A 17,848-nucleotide genomic window follows, 5' to 3' on the forward strand; every position below is an offset into this window, starting at 1 on the left:
TGCCGCGGCCCGCTCCGTCAGCACTCCGTCCCGGCCGTGAGGCGGGCCAGCGCCTCCGGGACATCATCCACCGAGTCGACGAGGGCGATCCGGTGCGCCATGGGGCGGTCCGCGGCGAGAGCCTGGAGGAGCGGCCAGGTGGGCAGCTTCTCGGTCCAGTGCTCACGGTTCACCAGCACCATCGGGGTCGGCTCGCCCCTCGACTGGTAGTAGTTCGGGGTCGCGGTGTCGAAGATCTCCTGTACGGTCCCGGCGGCGCCCGGCAGGAACACCACGCCGGCATTCGAGCGTGCCAGGAGGCCGTCCTCACGCACGGCGTTGACGAAGAACTTCGCGATATGTGAGGCGAACGCGTTCGGCGGCTCATGGCCGTAGAACCAGGTGGGGATACCGATCGAGGCACCGCCGCCCGGCCAGCTCCGGCGGACGTCGAAGGCGGCCCGCGCCCAGTCCGTGACGGAGGGCGTGAAGTACGGGGCCTTGGCGAGGAGTTCGAGCGCGGAGTCGAGCATGCCGTCGTCGAAGGGGGCGGCGTACGCCCCGAGGTTCGCGGCCTCCATCGCGCCCGGGCCGCCGCCTGTCGCGACGGTCAGGCCGCTGCGGGTGAGCCGGCGGCCGAGCCGCGCCGCGCCCGCGTAGGCCGCGGTGCCGCGTTCCAGCGCGTGCCCACCCATGATGCCCACCACCCGCGCACCGGCGACGTGTTCGTCCAGGGCGTCCGAGATGGCGTCGTCATGGATGCTCCGCAGCATCGAGGCGAAGATGTCGCCGTCCGTTCTGGTCTCTTGGTACCAGCGGTATGTGCGGCCGTCCGGTGTGGCTTCGTAGCCGGAGTCGACCAGCCCCTCGAAAAGTTCGTCCGGTCCGTGCAGGTCGCCGCGGTAGGGATCGAACGGCAGACCAGGTATGGGCGGGAAGACCAGGGCGCCGCCGGCGCGTACCTTCGCGGCGGCGTCCGGCTCCATGTCGCAGCCGAGAAACACGGAATCGGTGGTGTCCGTACCGAGCAGCGCGAACGTACGGTCCGTCAGGTCGAGCGACTGTACGCGGTGTCCGGCGAGGCTGCCCGAGGCGGTGACCCGGTCGAACTCCGCAAGGGACTCGATCTCGTAGTCGTGGCTGCGGGCGTGGTGGGACGCTGGGGGCTCTGAATTCGACTGCACGCACGTCATGTTAGGTGCGCAGCGACTCCACCAGGGGGCCGAGGTGTCCGTCTGCGGCCGCTGCGTCGAGCGCGGCGTGCAGGGCGCTGTCGTAGGTCGGGCGCGCCTTGTTCTGCATGTCGCGTCCCTCGTCGGTGATCACGCTGTAGACGCCGCGACGGTCCTTGGGGCACAGGTCCCGGCGGGTGAGGCCGGATGATTCCAGCCGGGAGGCCAGTCGGCTCACGGAGCTCTGGTTGAGACCGATGAGGTCGGCGAGCTCCTGCATGCGCAGTTCGCCGTCGTCCGCCTCGGCCAGCCGGGCCAGGGCGCGGTATTCCGAGAGGCCGATGCTGTGATGTTGCTGCAAGGCCCTCGCCAGCTCCTGCTCGACGCGCGTGTGCAGTGCTCCGAACCGGTCCCAGTGCTCCGCGTCCATCATCGTCCGCTCTCTTCTGCCTTTTCCTGCCGGCTCTTGACAACAGCGTACATGCAGCTGAAAATTATGTATGTGCATGCAAGAGATGTGCGCACATGGAACTGAGGGGGAGTGTCATGTCGGTGAGCGGCATTGCGGAGGACCGGGGTACTCAGGAGATCCAGCGGATCGCCACCACGCCGGATTGGTATGAGCCGTACAGGATCTCGCAGGCGATCAAGGCGGGTGGACTGATCCATGTCTCTGGCCAAGCGGGGATCGACGAGCGGGGACGGACCGTCTCGGATGACTTCCTGACTCAGGGGCGACAGGCGTTCGCGAACGTCGAGAGGGTCCTCGCCGCAGCGGGCGCCACGCTCGCCGATGTGGTGAAGGTGGGCATCTTCGTCACGGACATGGCTGCCGACCTCGACCACGTCATCACCCTGCGCGGAGAGTTTCTGTCCCAGCCCTATCCCGCCGACACGCTGCTCGAAGTGTCGTCACTGGCCCAGCCGGACTGGCGAATAGAGGTGGAGGTCACCGCCCTCGCTCGCTGAACAGCGGACGTTCCGGCACTCGCCGTGCGTCGCCCCGCGGTGCGGACCCGCGGCGCCGAGCCGCCGCCGCTCCCCGATGTCCGGCTACCTACGCATCTGCCCCGGCACACCACTGTCCTCGCGCCCCACCACCGGGCCGTCACCACGCGCTACGTCCCGCACTCCGGCCCCCACCCCGTTCACTGCACCAAAGGAAGAGTCGCCATCCCGGCGATGGCCCAGGTCAAGGGGCCGAGCACGATCACAAGGGCCGCGGCGCGCAGGGCGGTGGCGCGATAGAGGACGGAGGCAGGGGTGCCGAGCCGGCGCAGGGCGGCGGTGGTGTGGGCGCGGGCGGAGCGGGACTCCAGCGCGGCGGTGAGCGCGCTGGCGGCGGCACAGGCGAGGACGACCGTAGCCCCGATGGCGGTCAGAGGTCCGAAGGGACGGGAGGGAGCGGCTTCGTACATGTTCACCGCCGCGTAGGTGCCGGACGCGACCGCGCAGAGGACGCCGAGCGGGCGGCCGATGCGGTGCGACTCCTCCTGGAGCACGCGGCCGGAAAGCAGTCGCAGTGCACCGGGCCGGGCCAGGCACAGGAGCCAGCCGCACAGATACACCAGGCCCGGGCCGGCGAGGACGAGGCCGAAGGCGGACAGCGCCCAGCCGGCCAGCACGCCCGGGGGGCTGCCGATCAGTCGGCCGGGCATCGGCAGCAGCCCTCCGGTGGAGCCGGGGCTGGTGTAGGCCTCGATCGCCAGTCCTGCCGCCGTCAGGGCCATCCCCCACGGGAGGCCCACGGGCGGGGCCGTCGTGGGGCGGGCCTCGGTTTCGGGGGATGTGGCCTCGTCGCGGGGGCGCAGGGCTACGGCGGTCGCCGCGGCGGCGGTCACCGGCACGATCGACAGGAGGATGAGAGCACCGCCGGGCGGCACGGGGTGGCCGGCGCCGAGCAGGTTGGAGTCGATGAGGCCGGGGGAGGCGCCGAGGTCGCCGCGGAGCCGGAGGAAAGCGAGCAGGGAAAGGAGGACGCCGAGGACGCAGGACAGCGTGGTGGATGCCGCGGCGAGCAGGGTGAGCCGGATCGGGCCGAGGCCGGCGGCGGTCATGCCCCGGTGGAGGCGGGCGGCGGGGTCCGTACGGGCCACGGAGACGGCGAACTGCACGGTGGCGGCGAGCGGGGCGGCGCACCACAGCAGGCGCATCAGGGAGTCGCTGGTCGACGTCGGGTGGGCGGCGGCGTGGCCGAGGGCGGACAGCAGGAGGAAGCCGGTGCCGGCTGCTGCGGTGGCGACGCCGAGGCGGCGCAGCAGAACGAGGGGGTGAGAACCGCGAGCTAGACGGAGAGCGAGCACGCTGCCCTGCTTTCCGCGTCGGAGGAGCCGTCGGTGGCCGGAGCGGCGCCCGACTGGCGTCCGTCGACGAGGGTGATGGTCCGGTCGGCGAGCGTGGCGATATCGGGATCGTGGGTCGCCAGGACCACGGTGATCTGGTGTGAGCGTGCCGCGGTGGTGAGCGTGCGCAGGACCTGCGCGCCGTCGGAGCAGTGCAACGGGGCGGTCGGTTCGTCCGCGAAGAGGACCTGAGGGTTGGTGGCCAGCGCGCGGGCCACGGCGATGCGCTGGCGCTGCGACTGGTCGAGCTGCGCGGGGCGGCGGCGGGCGCACATGCCGACGTCGAGGCGGTCCAGCCATTCCATGGCGGTGTGCTTGGCGGAGCGCTGGCCGGTGCCGCGCAGCAGGAGCGGGAGGGCGGCGTTCTCCCAGGCGGTGAGCTCGGGGACGAGCTGTGGTTCGGTGTCGATCCAGCCGAACCGGTCCAGACGCAGCCGTTCGCGGCTGGGAGAGGAAAGGGTGTGTACGGGTGAGCTGTTGAACCAGACCTCGCCCTCGGTCGGGGTGAGTTGACCGGACAGGCATTTGAGGAGCGTGGTCTTGCCGCTGCCGCGTGGGCCGGTGACGGCGAGGATCTCGCCCTCGCGGACGCCGAGGGAGACCCCGGTGAGGGCGGAGGTGCAGCCGTGCGTGTGGTGCAGGCCGCGAGCCCAGAGAACGTCGTTGTCAGGCGGGGCCACCATCTGCGCACCTCTTGCTTGTTCGCGTCGACTCGTTCCCCTGACCGGGTGAACGACCATGCAGGGTATCGGTCACTAGCACGGTAAGGAGTGGTTGCCCCTCCTATTCACCGCTGGGCACGCACAACGGCCCAGATTCACTCGTATGGATTGAAGTGAGCGAAATCTGGGCCGTTGACTATTTAGTTGTGCTCTACCGAACCAGGAGGTGATGCGACGTCAGAGCTTGGTCCAGGCCTCGGTGAGGACGCTGCGCAGGATCTGCTCGATCTCGTCGAAGACCGGCTGGTCGGCGATCAGCGGCGGGGCGAGCTGGATCACCGGGTCACCGCGGTCGTCGGCGCGGCAGTAGAGACCGTTCTCGTACAGCGCCTTGGAGAGGAAGCCGTACAGGACGCGCTCGGTCTCCTCGTCGGTGAAGGACTCCTTGGTGCCCTTGTCCTTGACGAGCTCGATGCCGTAGAAGAAGCCGTTGCCGCGGACGTCGCCGATGATCGGGAGGTCGTGCAGCTTCTGCAGGGTGCTCAAGAAGTTGCCCTCGTTGTCGAGGACGTGCTGGTTGAGGCCCTCACGCTCGAAGATGTCGAGGTTGGCGACACCGACGGCCGCGGAGACCGGGTGGCCGCCGAAGGTGTAGCCGTGCAGGAAGGTGTTGTCGCCCTTGTAGAACGGCTCGGCCAGGCGGTCGGAGATGATGCAGGCGCCGATCGGGGAGTAGCCCGAGGTCATGCCCTTGGCGCAGGTGATCATGTCCGGGACGTAGCCGAACTTGTCGCAGGCGAACATCGTGCCGAGGCGGCCGAAGGCGCAGATGACCTCGTCGGAGACGAGCAGCACGTCGTACTGGTCGCAGATCTCGCGGACCCGCTGGAAGTAGCCGGGGGGCGGCGGGAAGCAGCCACCGGCGTTCTGCACCGGCTCCAGGAAGACCGCGGCGACGGTGTCCGGGCCCTCGAAGAGGATCTGCTGCTCGATCTGGTCGGCGCACCAGCGGCCGAAGGCCTCCAGGTCGTCACCGAAGATCGGGGCACGGTAGATGTTGGTGTTCGGCACCTTGTGCGCGCCGGGGACCAGCGGCTCGAAGGGGGCCTTGAGGGCGGGCAGGCCGGTGATCGACAGGGCGCCCTGCGGGGTGCCGTGGTAGGCCACCGCACGCGATATCACCTTGTGCTTGGTGGGCTTGCCGGTGAGCTTGAAGTACTGCTTGGCCAGCTTCCAGGCGGTCTCGACGGCCTCGCCGCCACCGGTGGTGAAGAAGACCTTGTTCAGGTCACCCGGGGCGTGGTGGGCCAGCCGCTCGGCGAGCTCCACGGCCTTGGGGTGGGCGTACGACCACACGGGGAAGAAGGCCAGCTCCTGGGCCTGCTTGTAGGCGGTCTCGGCGAGCTCCACCCGGCCGTGGCCGGCGTTGACCACAAAGAGGCCCGCGAGCCCGTCGATGTAGCGCTTGCCCTTGTCGTCGTAGATGTTGGTGCCCTCGCCGCGCACGATCGTGGGCACGGGGGCGTTCTCGTACGACGACATGCGGGTGAAGTGCATCCACAGGTGGTCGTATGCCGTCTTGGACAGGTCGGCGCTCATGTCTATCTCGTTCCCCAGGTGTAGGTCTGCTTCCGGAGCTTGAGGTAAACGAAGCTCTCGGTGGATCGGACGCCGGGCAGCGTGCGGATCCGCTTGTTGATCATTTCCAGGAGGTGATCGTCGTCCTCGCAGACGATCTCGATGATGAGATCGAAGGAGCCTGCCGTCATGACGACGTACTCGACCTCTTCCATGGTCGTCAGGGCGTCGGCCACGGGTTCGAGGTCGCCCTCGACATTGATGCCGACCATTGCCTGCCGCCGGAAACCGACCGTGAGGGGGTCGGTGACCGCGACGATCTGCATCACGCCTTGGTCGAGCAGTTTCTGTACGCGTTGGCGTACCGCCGCTTCGGACAGGCCCACGGCCTTGCCGATCGCGGCGTACGGACGGCGTCCGTCCTCCTGGAGCTGCTCGATGATCGCCAGGGAGACGGAGTCGATCGACGGAGTGCCGGTTCTGTCGGGACTGTTACGGGCTGCCACGTCCTCCACTGTGCACGAGCCTCGTCTGTATGGCAACCCCAAAGCGATGAAATTAGTTGTGTCGCGATCGAAATTTCACTGATTTCGTTGTTCCAGGGTGGCGGGTGTGTTGAAAACGTCGCCTCCGCGGCTAGGGTGGGTGTCTCAACCACCGGACATCTGACTGAAGGGGGCGCACAGTGACCACCGCACTGCGTCGTCTGCGCAACTACATCGACGGGGAGTTCCGGGACGCCGCCGACGGGCGGACCACGGAGGTGGTCAACCCCGCGACGGGCGAGGCATACGCCACCGCCCCACTGTCGGCCGCCACCGACGTGGACGCGGCGATGGCCGCCGCCGAGGCTGCCTTCCCCGCGTGGCGCGACCTGATCCCTGCCGAGCGCCAGAAGGTTCTGCTGAAGATCGCCGACCGCTTCGAGGAGCGGGCGGAGGAGCTGATCGCCGCCGAGTCCGAGAACTGCGGCAAGCCGGTCGCCCTCGTACGCTCCGAGGAGATCCCGCCGATGGTGGACCAGATCCGCTTCTTCGCGGGTGCCGCCCGGATGCTGGAGGGCCGCTCGGCCGGCGAGTACATGGACGGCTTCACGTCCATCATCCGGCGTGAGCCGGTTGGCGTCTGCGCGCAGGTCGCGCCGTGGAACTACCCGATGATGATGGCCGTGTGGAAGTTCGCGCCGGCCCTGGCCGCGGGCAACACCGTCGTCATCAAGCCGTCCGACACCACCCCCGCCTCGACGGTGCTGATCGCCGACATCATCGGCAGCGTGCTGGACGAACTGGGCCACCCCCGCGGCGTGTTCAACGTCATCTGCGGTGACCGCGAGACCGGTCGGCTGATGGTCGAGCACAAGGTCCCGGCGATGGCCTCGATCACCGGCTCGGTCCGTGCCGGTATGCAGGTCGCCGAGTCCGCGTCCAAGGACCTCAAGCGGGTCCACCTGGAGCTGGGCGGCAAGGCGCCGGTCGTCGTCTTCGAGGACACCGACATCGCCAAGGCCGTCGAGGACATCACGGTCGCCGGTTACTTCAACGCCGGCCAGGACTGTACGGCCGCCACCCGGGTGCTCGTCCAGGAGTCCATCCACGACGAGTTCGTCGCCGCGCTGGCCAAGGCCGCCGCGGAGACCAAGACCGGTGCGGTCGACGACGAGGACGTGCTGTTCGGTCCGCTGAACAACGCCAACCAGCTGAACCAGGTCAAGGGCTTCATCGAGCGGCTGCCCGCGCACGCCAAGATCGAGGCCGGCGGCGAGCAGGTCGGCGAGAAGGGCTACTTCTTCGCCCCGACCGTCGTCTCGGGCCTCAAGCAGGATGACGAGATCATCCAGCAGGAGGTCTTCGGCCCGGTCATCACCGTCCAGTCCTTCACGGATGAGCAGCAGGCGCTGGAGTGGGCCAACGGCGTCGAGTACGCCCTGGCGTCCTCGGTGTGGACGAAGGACCACGCCCGCGCCATGCGGATGTCCAAGAGCCTCGACTTCGGCTGTGTCTGGATCAACACCCACATCCCGTTGGTCGCGGAGATGCCGCACGGCGGATTCAAGAAGTCCGGTTACGGCAAGGACCTTTCGGCCTACGGCTTCGACGACTACACCCGCATCAAGCACGTGATGACCTCGCTGGACGGCTGAGCCGGACGGCGTATCCGGGGATCCACACCGTCGAACGGCACCGACCGCTCGACACACCGTCGCGGGCGGAGGCCCGGCAACTGACGATCTGTCTCTTGCCGCCTCCGCCCGCGACGCGTGAGAGTGCTGGCCATGGCTGATCTTTCGCGGCGTTCGCTGCTAAGAGGCATGGGCGGGATCGGTACGGCCGGGGCGCTGGCCGCCGCAGCCGGATGCGGGGTGCCGCCTGCGTACGTCGACGCCGCGGACCGCACCGGCCCGGACCGCTCGGCGCGGGACCGGAAGGTCGTCTTCGCCAACTGGCCGCTCTACATCGACGTTGACGACCACGACAAGCAGCGCCGGCCCACCCTGGACGGGTTCCGGCGGCGCACCGGGATCTCCGTCACGTACGCCGAGGAGATCAACGACAACGACGAGTTCTTCGGGAAGATCAGCCCCGCGCTGATGAACCACCAGCCCACCGGCCGCGACCTGATCGTCATCAGCGACTGGATGTGCGCCCGGTTCGTCCGGTTGGGATGGGTCCAGGAGATGGACCGGGCGGCTCAGCCCCATGTCGCAAAGAACCTCGATCCGCTGCTGCTCTCCCCGCACTTCGACCCCGGCCGCGCGCACTCCGTGCCCTGGCAGTCCGGGATCACCGGCATCGCGTACAACCGCAAGAAGCTCGGCCGGGAGATCCGCCACACCGCCGACCTGTGGAAGGACGATCTGCGCGGCCGGGTCACCCTGCTCTCCGGCCTCGACGAGGCGTTCGCGATGCTGATGCAGGGCGACGGCGTCGACATCACCCGCTGGACCGCCGACGACTTCCACCGGATGACCGACCGGATACGCGGCCTGGCCCGCACCGGGCACATCCGGCGGTTCACCGGCAACGACTACATCAAGGACCTGGACTCCGGGGATGTACTCGCCGCACAGGCCTACTCCGGCGATGTGATCCAACTCCAGGCGGACAACCCCGACATCGAGTTCGTGGTGCCGGAGGAAGGCGCCGAGCTGTGGGCGGAGAGCCTGATGATCCCCAACCTCGCGGACCACAAGCGCAACGCGGAGCGGCTGATCGACTACTACTACCGGCCGGAGGTCGCCGCAGACCTGGCCGCCTGGGTCAACTATGTCTGCCCCGTGCCGGCTGCGCGCGACATCCTTGCCTCCTCCAAGGACAGGGAACGCGCCGCACTCGCCGAGGACCCGCTGATCTTCCCTGACGATGCGATGCGCAAGCGGCTGGCGATCGCCCGGGACATCACGTCCCAGGAGCGGACCGGTTTCGCGAAGGAGTGGAATGGGATCGTGGGCTTGTAGGGGAGGGCCTGTGGTCTGTGGCCTTGGGGTGCGCGGTCAGGCGTTTGCGGTTCGTGTTCCGCTGCGTCGTTGGACCAGCAGGCTGCCCAGAGGGGTGCGCCGGTGCAGGACGGCTCGTCCGGCGCGGACCGTGGTGATGAGGCCCGCGCCGCGCAGTGCTGCGGTGTGTGTGGAGGCGGTGGCGTTGCTGATGCGGAGCCGCCGGGCGAGATCGCTGGTGGTGTGCTCTTCCGCGAGCAGCAGCAAGATGTCGACGCGGGTTCGCCCAAGCACACCGGCCAGTGCGTCGTCCGTGCCGCCCGCTCCAGCCGGCGAGAGCGGCAAGCCGGGACCGGCCGGGTAGGTCACGCCCAATGGGTGATCGGGCAGGTTGGCGATGAGGGGGTGGCCGGTCCAGTGGAAGGTGGGCAGGAGCAGTACGCCGCGACCGTGCAGCTTGATGTTCCACTCACCGGGTGCATTGAACTCCCATACATCGGCGTGCAGTTGGGAGCCGGGGATGAGGGTGGCGAGTGCGGGGCCGATGCCGTGCTCGGCCACGGCCAGGGCATGGCGGGTGAACTCCGCATGGTGCAGGTCCTGCACCATGGGCCACACGGGGCTCAGCACCGTGTCGAAGGCGGCACGCTGTGCGCGGCACAGGAGTTGCCAGGCATGGCCGTCACCCCGGTACAGGTCGCGGATCCACGGCGGAGCTGGGGACGGGCGGTTGGCATAGACCCGCTCGATCTCGGAGCGGACCAGGTCCGGGTGCGCAGCCCGGACGGTGTCGAGTCCCTCCTGCAGAGTGTCGCTGAACACGTCGATGAAGTTGGGGGCTTCGCCCGCGGGGACCAGGTCCCCCAGGGGCTCCACGGTGACCGGCAAGGAGCGGAGCAACCGTTGTCTCCAGCGGCCGAAGAGCAGCTCGTCGTCGCGGCCGCACATCTTCATGAGCGCTGTGTTCAGCTCTTGCAGCGGGGCCGGCCGGGACGCGAACCGGACCCGGGCGAAGTCGGCGGTCGTGAAGTGGATCCGGATCACTAGTCTCCCTGGCGGCGCCGCGCCATCGTTTCGGGCAGGGACTAAACGATCGCCCGCGCTCCCTGCCGGCGCCAGCATTCAGTCATGGCCTCCGCATTCACTCAGGGGGCCGCCGGAAGGCGCAAGGACTGAAGGCGCAAGAGCTGAAGTCACCAGGACTGAAGCCACAAGGCATGAGGGGGATCCATGGTCCGCAGGGACGTCGGCGATGGTGGGCCGGGAGGCCGGGCGAGTGCGCCTGAGCGAGGCACTGATGTCGGCCCCGGGGGTGAGGGGGGTGCAGCTGGAGTGGACCGACGGACCGTCACCAAGTCAGTCCTGGCGGCCGCCGGATTGTTGCTCGCGGGTGGCGGAAGCGTCGCACAGGCACAGGCACAGTCACGGGTGCAGGCAGGGGCACCGCCTCGGGCGCAGGAACGGGCCGCGGACGACGTCACCGTGCGGTTGCCGGCGCCGACCGGTCCGCACCGGATCGGGGTCACCACGCTGTACCTGGTCGATCGCACCAGGCGTGACCCATGGAAGCCCATCCCCGTGCGGGAAGTGATGGTCACGGTGTGCTATCCGGCCCGCGCCGCCCGCGGTTACCCGGTCGCACCGCAGATGACCGAGGGGGCTGCGGAGTGGTTCAAGATGATCGACCCCGTCATTCATCCGGAATTGCCGAAGACGGGTGTGAACTGGGCGGCCACTGTGACGCATTCGCACACTGACGCGCCCGCGCAGCCCGTGCGGCGACCGGTACTGCTGTACAGCCCGGGAGGCGGTGACCCGCGCACCATGGGCACCGGGATCGCCGAAGAGCTGGCGAGCCACGGCTACGTGGTGGTGACCATCGATCACCCTGGTGACGCCAGTGAGGTCGAGTTTCCGCAGAAGTCGAAGTACCGGGAAAAGGTCCGCGACACCGTCTTCCGGGGCGATCCCCGGACGGATCCGAAGATCTTCCGCACCGCGATCGACACCCGGATCGCGGATATCCGGTTTGTGCTCGACCAGTTGGACGTGCTGGCAGCCGGACGGAATCCCGATGCGGAGCGACGCGCGTTGCCGGAGCATCTGGACCGCGCGCTGGATCCGCGGCGGGTGGGCGTCTATGGCCACTCGGCGGGCGGCACCGCCGCGGCCGAGTCGATGTACGAGGACCGGCGCATCGACGCGGCGGTCAATCTGGAGGGCTATCTGGACTACCCGCCGGACAAGCCCGGCCACGACGGGGAGCTGTTCCCGATCGCCCGCTACGGGGTGGACCGGCCGTTGCTCCTGGTGGGTACCGATGGCTTCCCCGACAAGAAACAGATGGAGCGTTCCTGGTCGGCCATGCTCGCGCACCCGCGAGGCTGCACCGGTCGGCGGCAGCTCGACAACGCCACGCACTGGGTGTTCACCGACTACGCCGCCATGGCGCCCCAGTTGCAAGCCGCCGGGCTGATGACCGCCGGCGACCGGAACAAGCTGGTCGGCGCGATCGAGCCGGCAGAATCGGTGCCCCGGGTACGGGGCTACGTGCACTCGTTCTTCGCTGAGCATCTGCCTCCGTGCTGATCGGCCAGGACGTCGCACCGTGCGCCGCTCACCAGGCACCGCGACGGCCTTGCCTGCGGTCCCGCCCCGCGCGGCCGGGCGCTGTTACCCGCCATGTTCCTCCCGGGCTTCTGCGTGCGGATAGCCGATCGTCTCGATGTCGTCGTGCAGCGCGTCCAGGGTGACCTCCGGATTGAGCGCAGCGATGACCTCGGAGGTCAACGGCCTTAGCGCGTAGAGGTGTTGTACGGCGGACAAATCCGGCAGCGCCTCGTGGTGCACCCGTGCGAAGGCGTGGTACGCGTCCGGTGTCGGGTCGACCAGCAGCCGGAAAAGGCGGTCCGAGCCGTCCGGGTCGGGGTGGCCCGTCGGGAAGTCGATGTCCCCGGCCCGCCACACCGGACTGTCCGGCGTCCGCCACACGCAGGCCGTCACCCTCGGCAGCCCGTCCTCGTCGCAGAACGCGGGCTCCGTGATGCCCGCCGTCCGCAACTCGTCCGGTATGCCGTCGCATATCCCCGGCCACGGCCCGTCCCTGTCCCCGTCCCCGGCATACGGGCTCATCGGCGACTCATGATCGAAGCCGCGCAGGCACGCCCCGGCCGGCACGAGGACGAGGGAGAAGTCGTCGCCCTGGCCGTTGTTCATCGAAGCCATCTCCTGCGAGGGGCCCCAGCGCCGGTCGAAGGAGTAGCAGCGAAAGAGGTGGTCGGGACTGAGGATCGCATCGAGCATGGCCAAGGACCGGCACAGGTCCCGCAGTACGGGAACGTCCGGCAGCCGTCGCACAACGTCGAGAACCGTCACCCCTCCATGAAAGCGCAGGGGTCTGACAACGGCCCGATTCTCACCGATCGGGACAAGTTCTTGCTCAGCCGGGGCAAGTTCCGGACCGCCGGGGCAAGTTCTCGACCGGCAGGGCCGGTTCTTGTCCGGCAGGGTGTGACTGTTCGAAGTGTGCAGGTCAGGGCGTGGCAACCGTATGCTCCGCACATGAGCCGCAGCCCGATCCGCGCCACGCATGGCCCTCCCGTTGGCCCCCTCGTACCCCGCAGCCGCCCGGACGCTCCCCAAGGGCCGTGGCGCGGCGGGCACCCGCGGCGTACGGGATGAAGGCGGCGGTCAGCCGCTGGGAGGCGGGAATCTGCCGGTCCCGGATGCTGCGCGACCCGGACGGCGCCGCGCTGGAGGCGGCCCTGGCGGAACTGGACGGCGAGGTCTGCACGGAACTCTCCCTCGACCGATGGGAAGAGGGCGGTGGCTGTCTGACGGTCAGCGGCGGACCGGGCGTCTTTCTCGTCACCGGTGAATGTGATGACGGTGCGCTGCTCCAGCTGTGCCGGGCGGGAGAGCGGGCCGCCGGGAACCACGAGGGGCGTCGAGCGCGCCCGGAACGCCACGGTGCCTACCTGGACGAGGACCCGAACCGTGCCCCGGAGGAGGCGATCTGGCTGGTGTGCGGCGGCCAGGGTGCGTACTTCCCCGCGGACGAACTGGTCGACGCGGCGGCGGCGCGGTGGGCGGTCCGGCAGTTCCTCGCGGGGTTTCCGGGCGGGCTCGGCGCGCCTTGGCGGGTGGAGTAGCCGGGCGACCGGCAGTGTCTTCGGTCGCCCGGCCTGCCTCACCACAGTGCGTCGGCGGATCCGGGCCTATGGGGCGCTGCGGTGGTCGATGCTCGCCGTGACGCGGGCAACCGCCGTCCCGCGGACATCCGCCGTCCCGTGTGGAGGAACCCCCGCTGCCACCACGGCGCCGCCAGCCGCCACAGCAGCCACGGCCACCCCCGTCGCCCCGGCTACCCGCGCCACGTCGTCGTGTAGGTGTCGATCTCGGCGGTCAGCCGGGCCTTGGCGGGTGCGTCCATGAAGGAGGCCTCGACGGCGTTCTTGGCGAGGCCGGCCAGTCCGGTCGTGTCCAGCCCCAACAGCCGGGCGGCGACGCCGTATTCGGTGTTGAGGTCGGTGCCGAACATCGGCGGGTCGTCGCTGTTGATGGTGACCAGCACGCCCGCGTCGACCATGTCCTTTATCGGGTGCTCGTCCAGGGTGCGTACGGCCCGGGTGGCGATGTTGGAAGTGGGGCACACCTCCAACGGGACGCGGTGCTCGGCGAGATGGGCCAGCAGCGCGGGGTCCTGGGTGGCACTGGTGCCGTGACCGATGCGCTCGGCGCGGAGCGCGGTGAGGGCGTCCCAGATGGTGCCGGGGCCCGTCGTCTCACCGGCGTGCGGCACGGAGTGGAGACCGGCCGCGATGGCACGGTCGAAATACGGCTTGAACTGCGGGCGCGGGACGCCTACTTCGGGTCCGCCGAGCCCGAACGAGACCAGGCCCTCGGGCTGCAGATCGCAGGCGATCCGGGCGGTCTCCTCCGCGGCCTCCAGGCCGGCCTCGCTGGGAATGTCGAAGCACCAGCGCAGGACCACGCCCAGTTCGGATTCCGCGGACTTGCGAGCGTCCTCGATGGCCTCGACGAACGCGGCGTCGGGGATGCCCCGGCTGGTCGAGCTGAAGGGCGTGATGGTCAGCTCGGCGTAGCGGATGTTCTGGCGCGCCATGTCCCGGGCGACCTCGTAGGTCAGCAGCCGGACGTCCTCGGAGTCGCGGATCAGGTCCACGACGGAGAGGTAGACCTCGATGAAGTGCGCGAAGTCGCGGAAGGTGAAGTAGTCGGCGAGCGCTTCGGGGTCGGTGGGGACGGCGGAGTCCGGGTGGCGGGCGGCCAGCTCGGACACGATCCGCGGCGAGGCCGATCCGACGTGGTGGACGTGCAGCTCCGCCTTGGGCAGGCCCGCGATGAATGCATCGAGATCGGACAACGGTTCCTCCTGGTCAAGGGGTGTACGCCGGCGTACGGAACGGCCTGGTCATGGTATGCGGGGTCCGGGCGGCGGTGCGGTTCAGGTCTTATACATTGGCCGGACACCGATGGGAGGAGTGCCATGGTCGACGGCCGTCAGCAGTCCGAGCCGAGCGACCCGTGGGCGCCGCCGGAGGACAGGGTGCCGCTCACCAAGTCCTCGACGCCGAAGGTGGGAGGGCAAGGCCACGGGCATGCCGGTTACGGCGGGTCCGGCTATGGCGGCCCCGGTTACGGCGTGCCGGGCTACGGGCCCCAGGCGTCGTACGCGCAGCAGCCCCACGTCCACCACTCCGGCTACCCCCATTCCCCCGCCTTCCTCAACTACCCCAGCCAACCCAACCAACCCAGTCACCCCAACTTCCCCAACGCCATGGGTTACCCGGCCTGGCAGCCCGCCCGTCCCGACAACGGCTTCGGCACCGCCGCGCTGGCCGTCGGGATCGTCGGCGCGCTCCTCGGCGTCACCATCTTCTTCGGTGTCCTCTTCGGTGCGCTGGCGGTCATCTTGGGTGCCATCGGCCGGGCCAAGGTGACCCGGCGCGAGGCGACGAACGGCCCGACGGCGCTGGCCGGGGTCATCCTGGGCGGTGTCGCGCTGCTGATCAGCGCCCTGATGATCATCCTCATCGCGACCCACGGGCACCGCTCGGGCGACGACGGGCCGGGCAGCGGCGGTGGCCACGACAGCGGCTACTCCGACACCTACGACGCCGCCCCACCGGCCGTCGGGACACGCTCCGCCCCACCGGCCCCCGGTACCCGCCCCGCCCAGGTGTAACCGGGCGCGCCCCGCCACTGGCACCGCCCGTCGCGGCACGCTTGCCCAGGACACACCGCAGAGCGCCCGCCTAGGACACCCCGTCGGCCAGTCGCTGGCGGGCCTCCATCAGGGCGAAGCCCAGCAGATTCAGTCCCCGCCAGCGCGCCGGGTCCTCGGCGCGGTCGTCGTCGGCGGCCAGTCCGATGCCCCAGATGCGGTCCAGCGGGCTGGCCTCCACCAGCACCCGGGAGTTCGTGCCCAGCAGGTACTCCCGCAGCGCGGGGTCCTGGCCGAATTTGTGCACGCTGCCCTCCACCACCAGGTCGAAGCGGTCCCGCTGCCAGGTCGCGTCGTCGAAGCCGCGCACCGTACGCCCGACGCCCTTGGCCTGCTTGGGGTGGGTCGCGGCTATCGCGCGCCGCTCCGCTTCCTCGTCGCCGAACAGCCGGGCCTTGCCGGCCATCATCCAGTGCTCGGCCGTGGCGTACTCGACCCCGTCGACCGTGAAGGGGGAGGGCCACCACTGGCTGAAACAGCTCGCTCCGATGCTGCCGTCGCGCCGCGGGGCATGACCCCAGAAATGGACGTATTTGAGGCGCTGCTTGGTGGCGGCCGCCGCGATCAGTTCCTCGACCGAGCGCGGCCCGTCCGCAGCGCCCCGGCCCGAGCTCTCCGCCTTGATCCCCGTGATGTTGTGCATCATGCCGGGATTCTGTCAGCGGGCACTGACAACGTGTCGGGGTCCTGATCGAGGAAACCGCAGATTTCGTTGCGTAACCAAATGGCAACAACGGAATCACTTGTTGAGGCCCTTTCCCTCTGTCAGGATCAGCCATCGATTCCGGAAATAGCTACGCCAGGCACTGCTGCTGAGCGGCCCCGGCGCCCCGGCGGAGGAGAGCACGATGAATCAAGGGTTCCAGCGATTCGATGTCACCGAGCGATTCGCCGAGGGCGCGCAATTCATCGCGGGCAGCCTCCGCAGCGGCACATCGGGCCGTACGCAGGCGGTTGTGGACCCGGCGACCGGTGAGACGGTGTACTCCTACGAACTCGCCGGAACCGCGGACGTGGACGCAGCCGTCGAGGCCGCCGGGCGGGCCTTCCCGGAATGGAGCGGCGCGACGCCGGGTGAGCGCTCCGACGCGCTGCACCGCTTCGCCGCGGCGCTCGCCGAGGACGCCGGCGACCTCGCCTTCGCCGAGTCGCTGAACTGCGGAAAGCCGATCAAGCTCAGCAATGAGTTCGATGTGCCGGGCTCGATCGACAACGCCGCGTTCTTCGCGGGCGCCGCCCGCCACCTGGAGGGCAAGGCGTCCGGCGAATACAGCCCCGACCACACCTCCTCGGTCCGCCGGGAGCCCATCGGCGTCGTCGGCTCCATCGCGCCCTGGAACTATCCGCTCCAGATGGCCGCCTGGAAGATCCTGCCGGCCGTCGCCGCGGGCAACACCATCGTCCTCAAGCCCGCCGAGATCACCCCACTGACCTCGCTGCTGTTCGCGCAGGCCGCGCAGCGTGCGGGCCTGCCGGACGGCGTGATCAACATCGTCTCCGGGGCGGGCCGGGACGCCGGTGAACACCTCGTCGGCCACCCCGCCGTCGCCATGACCTCCTTCACCGGCTCGACCGGTGTCGGCAAGCGCGTCGCGGAGATCGCCACCGGCACCGTCAAACGGCTGCACCTCGAACTCGGCGGCAAGGCCCCCTTCGTCGTCTTCGACGACGCGGACCTGGAGGCCGCCGTCCACGGAGCGGTGGCCGGATCGCTGATCAACAGCGGCCAGGACTGCACCGCCGCCACCCGCGCCTACGTCCAGCGCCCGCTGTACGACGCGTTCGTCAGCGGTGTCGCCGACCTGATGGCGACCGTACGGCTCGGCGACCCCTTCGACCCGTCCACCGACCTCGGGCCGCTGATCTCGCACACCCAGCGGGACCGGGTGGCGGGATTCGTGGACCGGGCCCGCGCGTACGCCACGGTTGTCACCGGAGGCGAGGCCCCCTCCGCCGGCACGTACAGCGCGCTCGCCAAGGGCGCGTACTACCGGCCCACGCTGATCGCCGGCGCCGCCCAGGACAGCGAGGTCGTGCAGTCCGAGATCTTCGGTCCGGTGCTGGTCGTGCTGCCCTTCGACAGCGACGACGAGGGCATCGCGCTCGCCAATGACACCCCCTACGGGCTGGCCGCCTCCGCCTGGAGCCGGGACGTCTACCGCACCGGCCGCGCCACCCGCGAGATCAAGGCGGGCTGTGTCTGGGTCAACGACCACATCCCGATCATCAGCGAGATGCCGCACGGCGGCGCCAAGGCGTCCGGCTTCGGCAAGGACATGTCGGCCTACTCCTTCGAGGAGTACACGCAGGTCAAGCACGTCATGTACGACAACACTGCGGTCGCCAGGAAGGACTGGCACCGTACGGTCTTCGGGGACCGCCCGTAGGGACGTCCACCGCCAAGGACGTGCCACGACGGACGTCCACCGCCAAGG

At 69.4% G+C, this 17,848-nt stretch carries 17 protein-coding genes; 7 read left to right on the forward strand and 10 right to left on the reverse strand.

The annotated features are described in order from the left end of the window. Window positions 1–17: 17 nt before the first annotated feature. Together AB0I10_RS27020 and AB0I10_RS27025 are read right to left on the reverse strand one after the other, a co-directional pair. Window positions 18–1,163 carry an LOG family protein gene (locus AB0I10_RS27020; protein ID WP_363155223.1) on the reverse strand — a complete coding sequence of 382 codons (1,146 nt, stop codon included), beginning with the start codon at window positions 1,161–1,163 and terminating at the stop codon, window positions 18–20. A 10-nt stretch (window positions 1,164–1,173) separates the two neighbouring features. After that, window positions 1,174–1,581, reverse strand: a complete 408-nt coding sequence (locus AB0I10_RS27025) for a MarR family transcriptional regulator (protein ID WP_363155255.1) — start codon at window positions 1,579–1,581, stop codon at window positions 1,174–1,176. Between the two features lie 116 nt (window positions 1,582–1,697). Between AB0I10_RS27025 and AB0I10_RS27030 the strand changes: the two genes are divergently transcribed. Then, the gene (locus AB0I10_RS27030) at window positions 1,698–2,120 is read left to right on the forward strand and encodes a RidA family protein (protein ID WP_363155224.1); all 423 of its coding nucleotides are present in this window, start codon (window positions 1,698–1,700) and stop codon (window positions 2,118–2,120) included. 179 nt (window positions 2,121–2,299) lie between these two features. On the opposite strand, the gene AB0I10_RS27035 is transcribed toward AB0I10_RS27030, so the two are convergent. The 4 genes from AB0I10_RS27035 to AB0I10_RS27050 form a co-directional block, all read right to left on the reverse strand. Then, on the reverse strand, window positions 2,300–3,454 hold the full coding sequence (locus AB0I10_RS27035) for a hypothetical protein (RefSeq protein ID WP_363155225.1): 1,155 nt from the start codon (window positions 3,452–3,454) through the stop codon (window positions 2,300–2,302). Next, entirely contained in the window at window positions 3,436–4,176 is a 741-nt protein-coding gene (locus AB0I10_RS27040; protein ID WP_363155226.1) for an ATP-binding cassette domain-containing protein, read from the reverse strand. The genes AB0I10_RS27035 and AB0I10_RS27040 overlap by 19 nt, the downstream gene beginning before the upstream one ends. Before the next feature lie 216 nt (window positions 4,177–4,392). Then, window positions 4,393–5,754, reverse strand: coding sequence for an aspartate aminotransferase family protein (locus AB0I10_RS27045; protein WP_363155227.1), 1,362 nt, complete (start codon window positions 5,752–5,754; stop codon window positions 4,393–4,395). A 2-nt stretch (window positions 5,755–5,756) separates the two neighbouring features. Further along, the gene (locus AB0I10_RS27050; RefSeq protein ID WP_363155228.1) at window positions 5,757–6,239 is read right to left on the reverse strand and encodes an Lrp/AsnC family transcriptional regulator; all 483 of its coding nucleotides are present in this window, start codon (window positions 6,237–6,239) and stop codon (window positions 5,757–5,759) included. A 179-nt stretch (window positions 6,240–6,418) separates the two neighbouring features. Between AB0I10_RS27050 and AB0I10_RS27055 the strand changes: the two genes are divergently transcribed. Beyond that, a complete protein-coding gene (locus AB0I10_RS27055) occupies window positions 6,419–7,873 on the forward strand; it encodes a gamma-aminobutyraldehyde dehydrogenase (RefSeq protein WP_363155229.1) in 1,455 nt (484 codons plus the stop codon). Between the two features lie 132 nt (window positions 7,874–8,005). Further along, complete coding sequence (locus tag AB0I10_RS27060) at window positions 8,006–9,187, forward strand: spermidine/putrescine ABC transporter substrate-binding protein (protein ID WP_363155231.1); 1,182 nt, start codon at window positions 8,006–8,008, stop codon at window positions 9,185–9,187. Window positions 9,188–9,223: 36 nt separating this feature from the next. Here the strand turns inward: AB0I10_RS27060 and AB0I10_RS27065 are convergent, their stop codons facing one another. Further along, complete coding sequence (locus tag AB0I10_RS27065; protein WP_363155232.1) at window positions 9,224–10,210, reverse strand: winged helix-turn-helix domain-containing protein; 987 nt, start codon at window positions 10,208–10,210, stop codon at window positions 9,224–9,226. A 288-nt stretch (window positions 10,211–10,498) separates the two neighbouring features. Between AB0I10_RS27065 and AB0I10_RS27070 the strand changes: the two genes are divergently transcribed. Beyond that, a complete protein-coding gene (locus tag AB0I10_RS27070; protein WP_363155233.1) occupies window positions 10,499–11,755 on the forward strand; it encodes an alpha/beta hydrolase in 1,257 nt (418 codons plus the stop codon). 84 nt (window positions 11,756–11,839) lie between these two features. On the opposite strand, the gene AB0I10_RS27075 is transcribed toward AB0I10_RS27070, so the two are convergent. Further along, a complete protein-coding gene (locus tag AB0I10_RS27075; protein WP_363155234.1) occupies window positions 11,840–12,541 on the reverse strand; it encodes a hypothetical protein in 702 nt (233 codons plus the stop codon). 272 nt (window positions 12,542–12,813) lie between these two features. On the opposite strand from AB0I10_RS27075, the gene AB0I10_RS27080 reads away from it, so the two are divergent. Beyond that, window positions 12,814–13,317, forward strand: coding sequence for a hypothetical protein (locus tag AB0I10_RS27080; RefSeq protein ID WP_363155235.1), 504 nt, complete (start codon window positions 12,814–12,816; stop codon window positions 13,315–13,317). A 212-nt stretch (window positions 13,318–13,529) separates the two neighbouring features. Here AB0I10_RS27080 and AB0I10_RS27085 read toward each other — a convergent pair whose 3' ends face one another. Further along, complete coding sequence (locus tag AB0I10_RS27085) at window positions 13,530–14,552, reverse strand: adenosine deaminase (RefSeq protein ID WP_363155236.1); 1,023 nt, start codon at window positions 14,550–14,552, stop codon at window positions 13,530–13,532. A gap of 123 nt (window positions 14,553–14,675) precedes the next feature. Here AB0I10_RS27085 and AB0I10_RS27090 point away from each other — a divergent pair, with 123 nt between their 5' ends. Beyond that, window positions 14,676–15,374: a DUF4190 domain-containing protein gene (locus AB0I10_RS27090; RefSeq protein ID WP_363155237.1), complete on the forward strand. Its 699-nt coding sequence runs from the start codon at window positions 14,676–14,678 to the stop codon at window positions 15,372–15,374. Window positions 15,375–15,444: 70 nt separating this feature from the next. On the opposite strand, the gene AB0I10_RS27095 is transcribed toward AB0I10_RS27090, so the two are convergent. Further along, on the reverse strand, window positions 15,445–16,059 hold the full coding sequence (locus tag AB0I10_RS27095; protein ID WP_363155238.1) for an NADAR family protein: 615 nt from the start codon (window positions 16,057–16,059) through the stop codon (window positions 15,445–15,447). 202 nt (window positions 16,060–16,261) lie between these two features. Here AB0I10_RS27095 and AB0I10_RS27100 point away from each other — a divergent pair, with 202 nt between their 5' ends. Continuing rightward, window positions 16,262–17,800 (forward strand): gamma-aminobutyraldehyde dehydrogenase, encoded by a 1,539-nt coding sequence (locus AB0I10_RS27100; protein ID WP_363155239.1) that lies wholly within the window; start codon window positions 16,262–16,264, stop codon window positions 17,798–17,800. Window positions 17,801–17,848 lie beyond the last annotated feature (48 nt).

Origin of the sequence: Streptomyces sp. NPDC050636 (assembly GCF_040654775.1) — a bacterium.
Taxonomy (GTDB): domain Bacteria; phylum Actinomycetota; class Actinomycetes; order Streptomycetales; family Streptomycetaceae; genus Streptomyces.

Bases quoted from the DNA above. Each gene is read 5' to 3' on its own strand.
- AB0I10_RS27025 (WP_363155255.1), bottom strand. From the start codon at position 1,581: ATGGACGCGGAGCACTGGGACCGGTTCGGAGCACTGCACACGCGCGTC.
- AB0I10_RS27030 (WP_363155224.1), top strand. From the start codon at position 1,698: ATGTCGGTGAGCGGCATTGCGGAGGACCGGGGTACTCAGGAGATCCAG.
- AB0I10_RS27040 (WP_363155226.1), bottom strand. From the start codon at position 4,176: ATGGTGGCCCCGCCTGACAACGACGTTCTCTGGGCTCGCGGCCTGCAC.
- AB0I10_RS27045 (WP_363155227.1), bottom strand. From the start codon at position 5,754: ATGAGCGCCGACCTGTCCAAGACGGCATACGACCACCTGTGGATGCAC.
- AB0I10_RS27060 (WP_363155231.1), top strand. From the start codon at position 8,006: ATGGCTGATCTTTCGCGGCGTTCGCTGCTAAGAGGCATGGGCGGGATC.
- AB0I10_RS27090 (WP_363155237.1), top strand. From the start codon at position 14,676: ATGGTCGACGGCCGTCAGCAGTCCGAGCCGAGCGACCCGTGGGCGCCG.
- AB0I10_RS27095 (WP_363155238.1), bottom strand. From the start codon at position 16,059: ATGATGCACAACATCACGGGGATCAAGGCGGAGAGCTCGGGCCGGGGC.
- AB0I10_RS27100 (WP_363155239.1), top strand. From the start codon at position 16,262: ATGAATCAAGGGTTCCAGCGATTCGATGTCACCGAGCGATTCGCCGAG.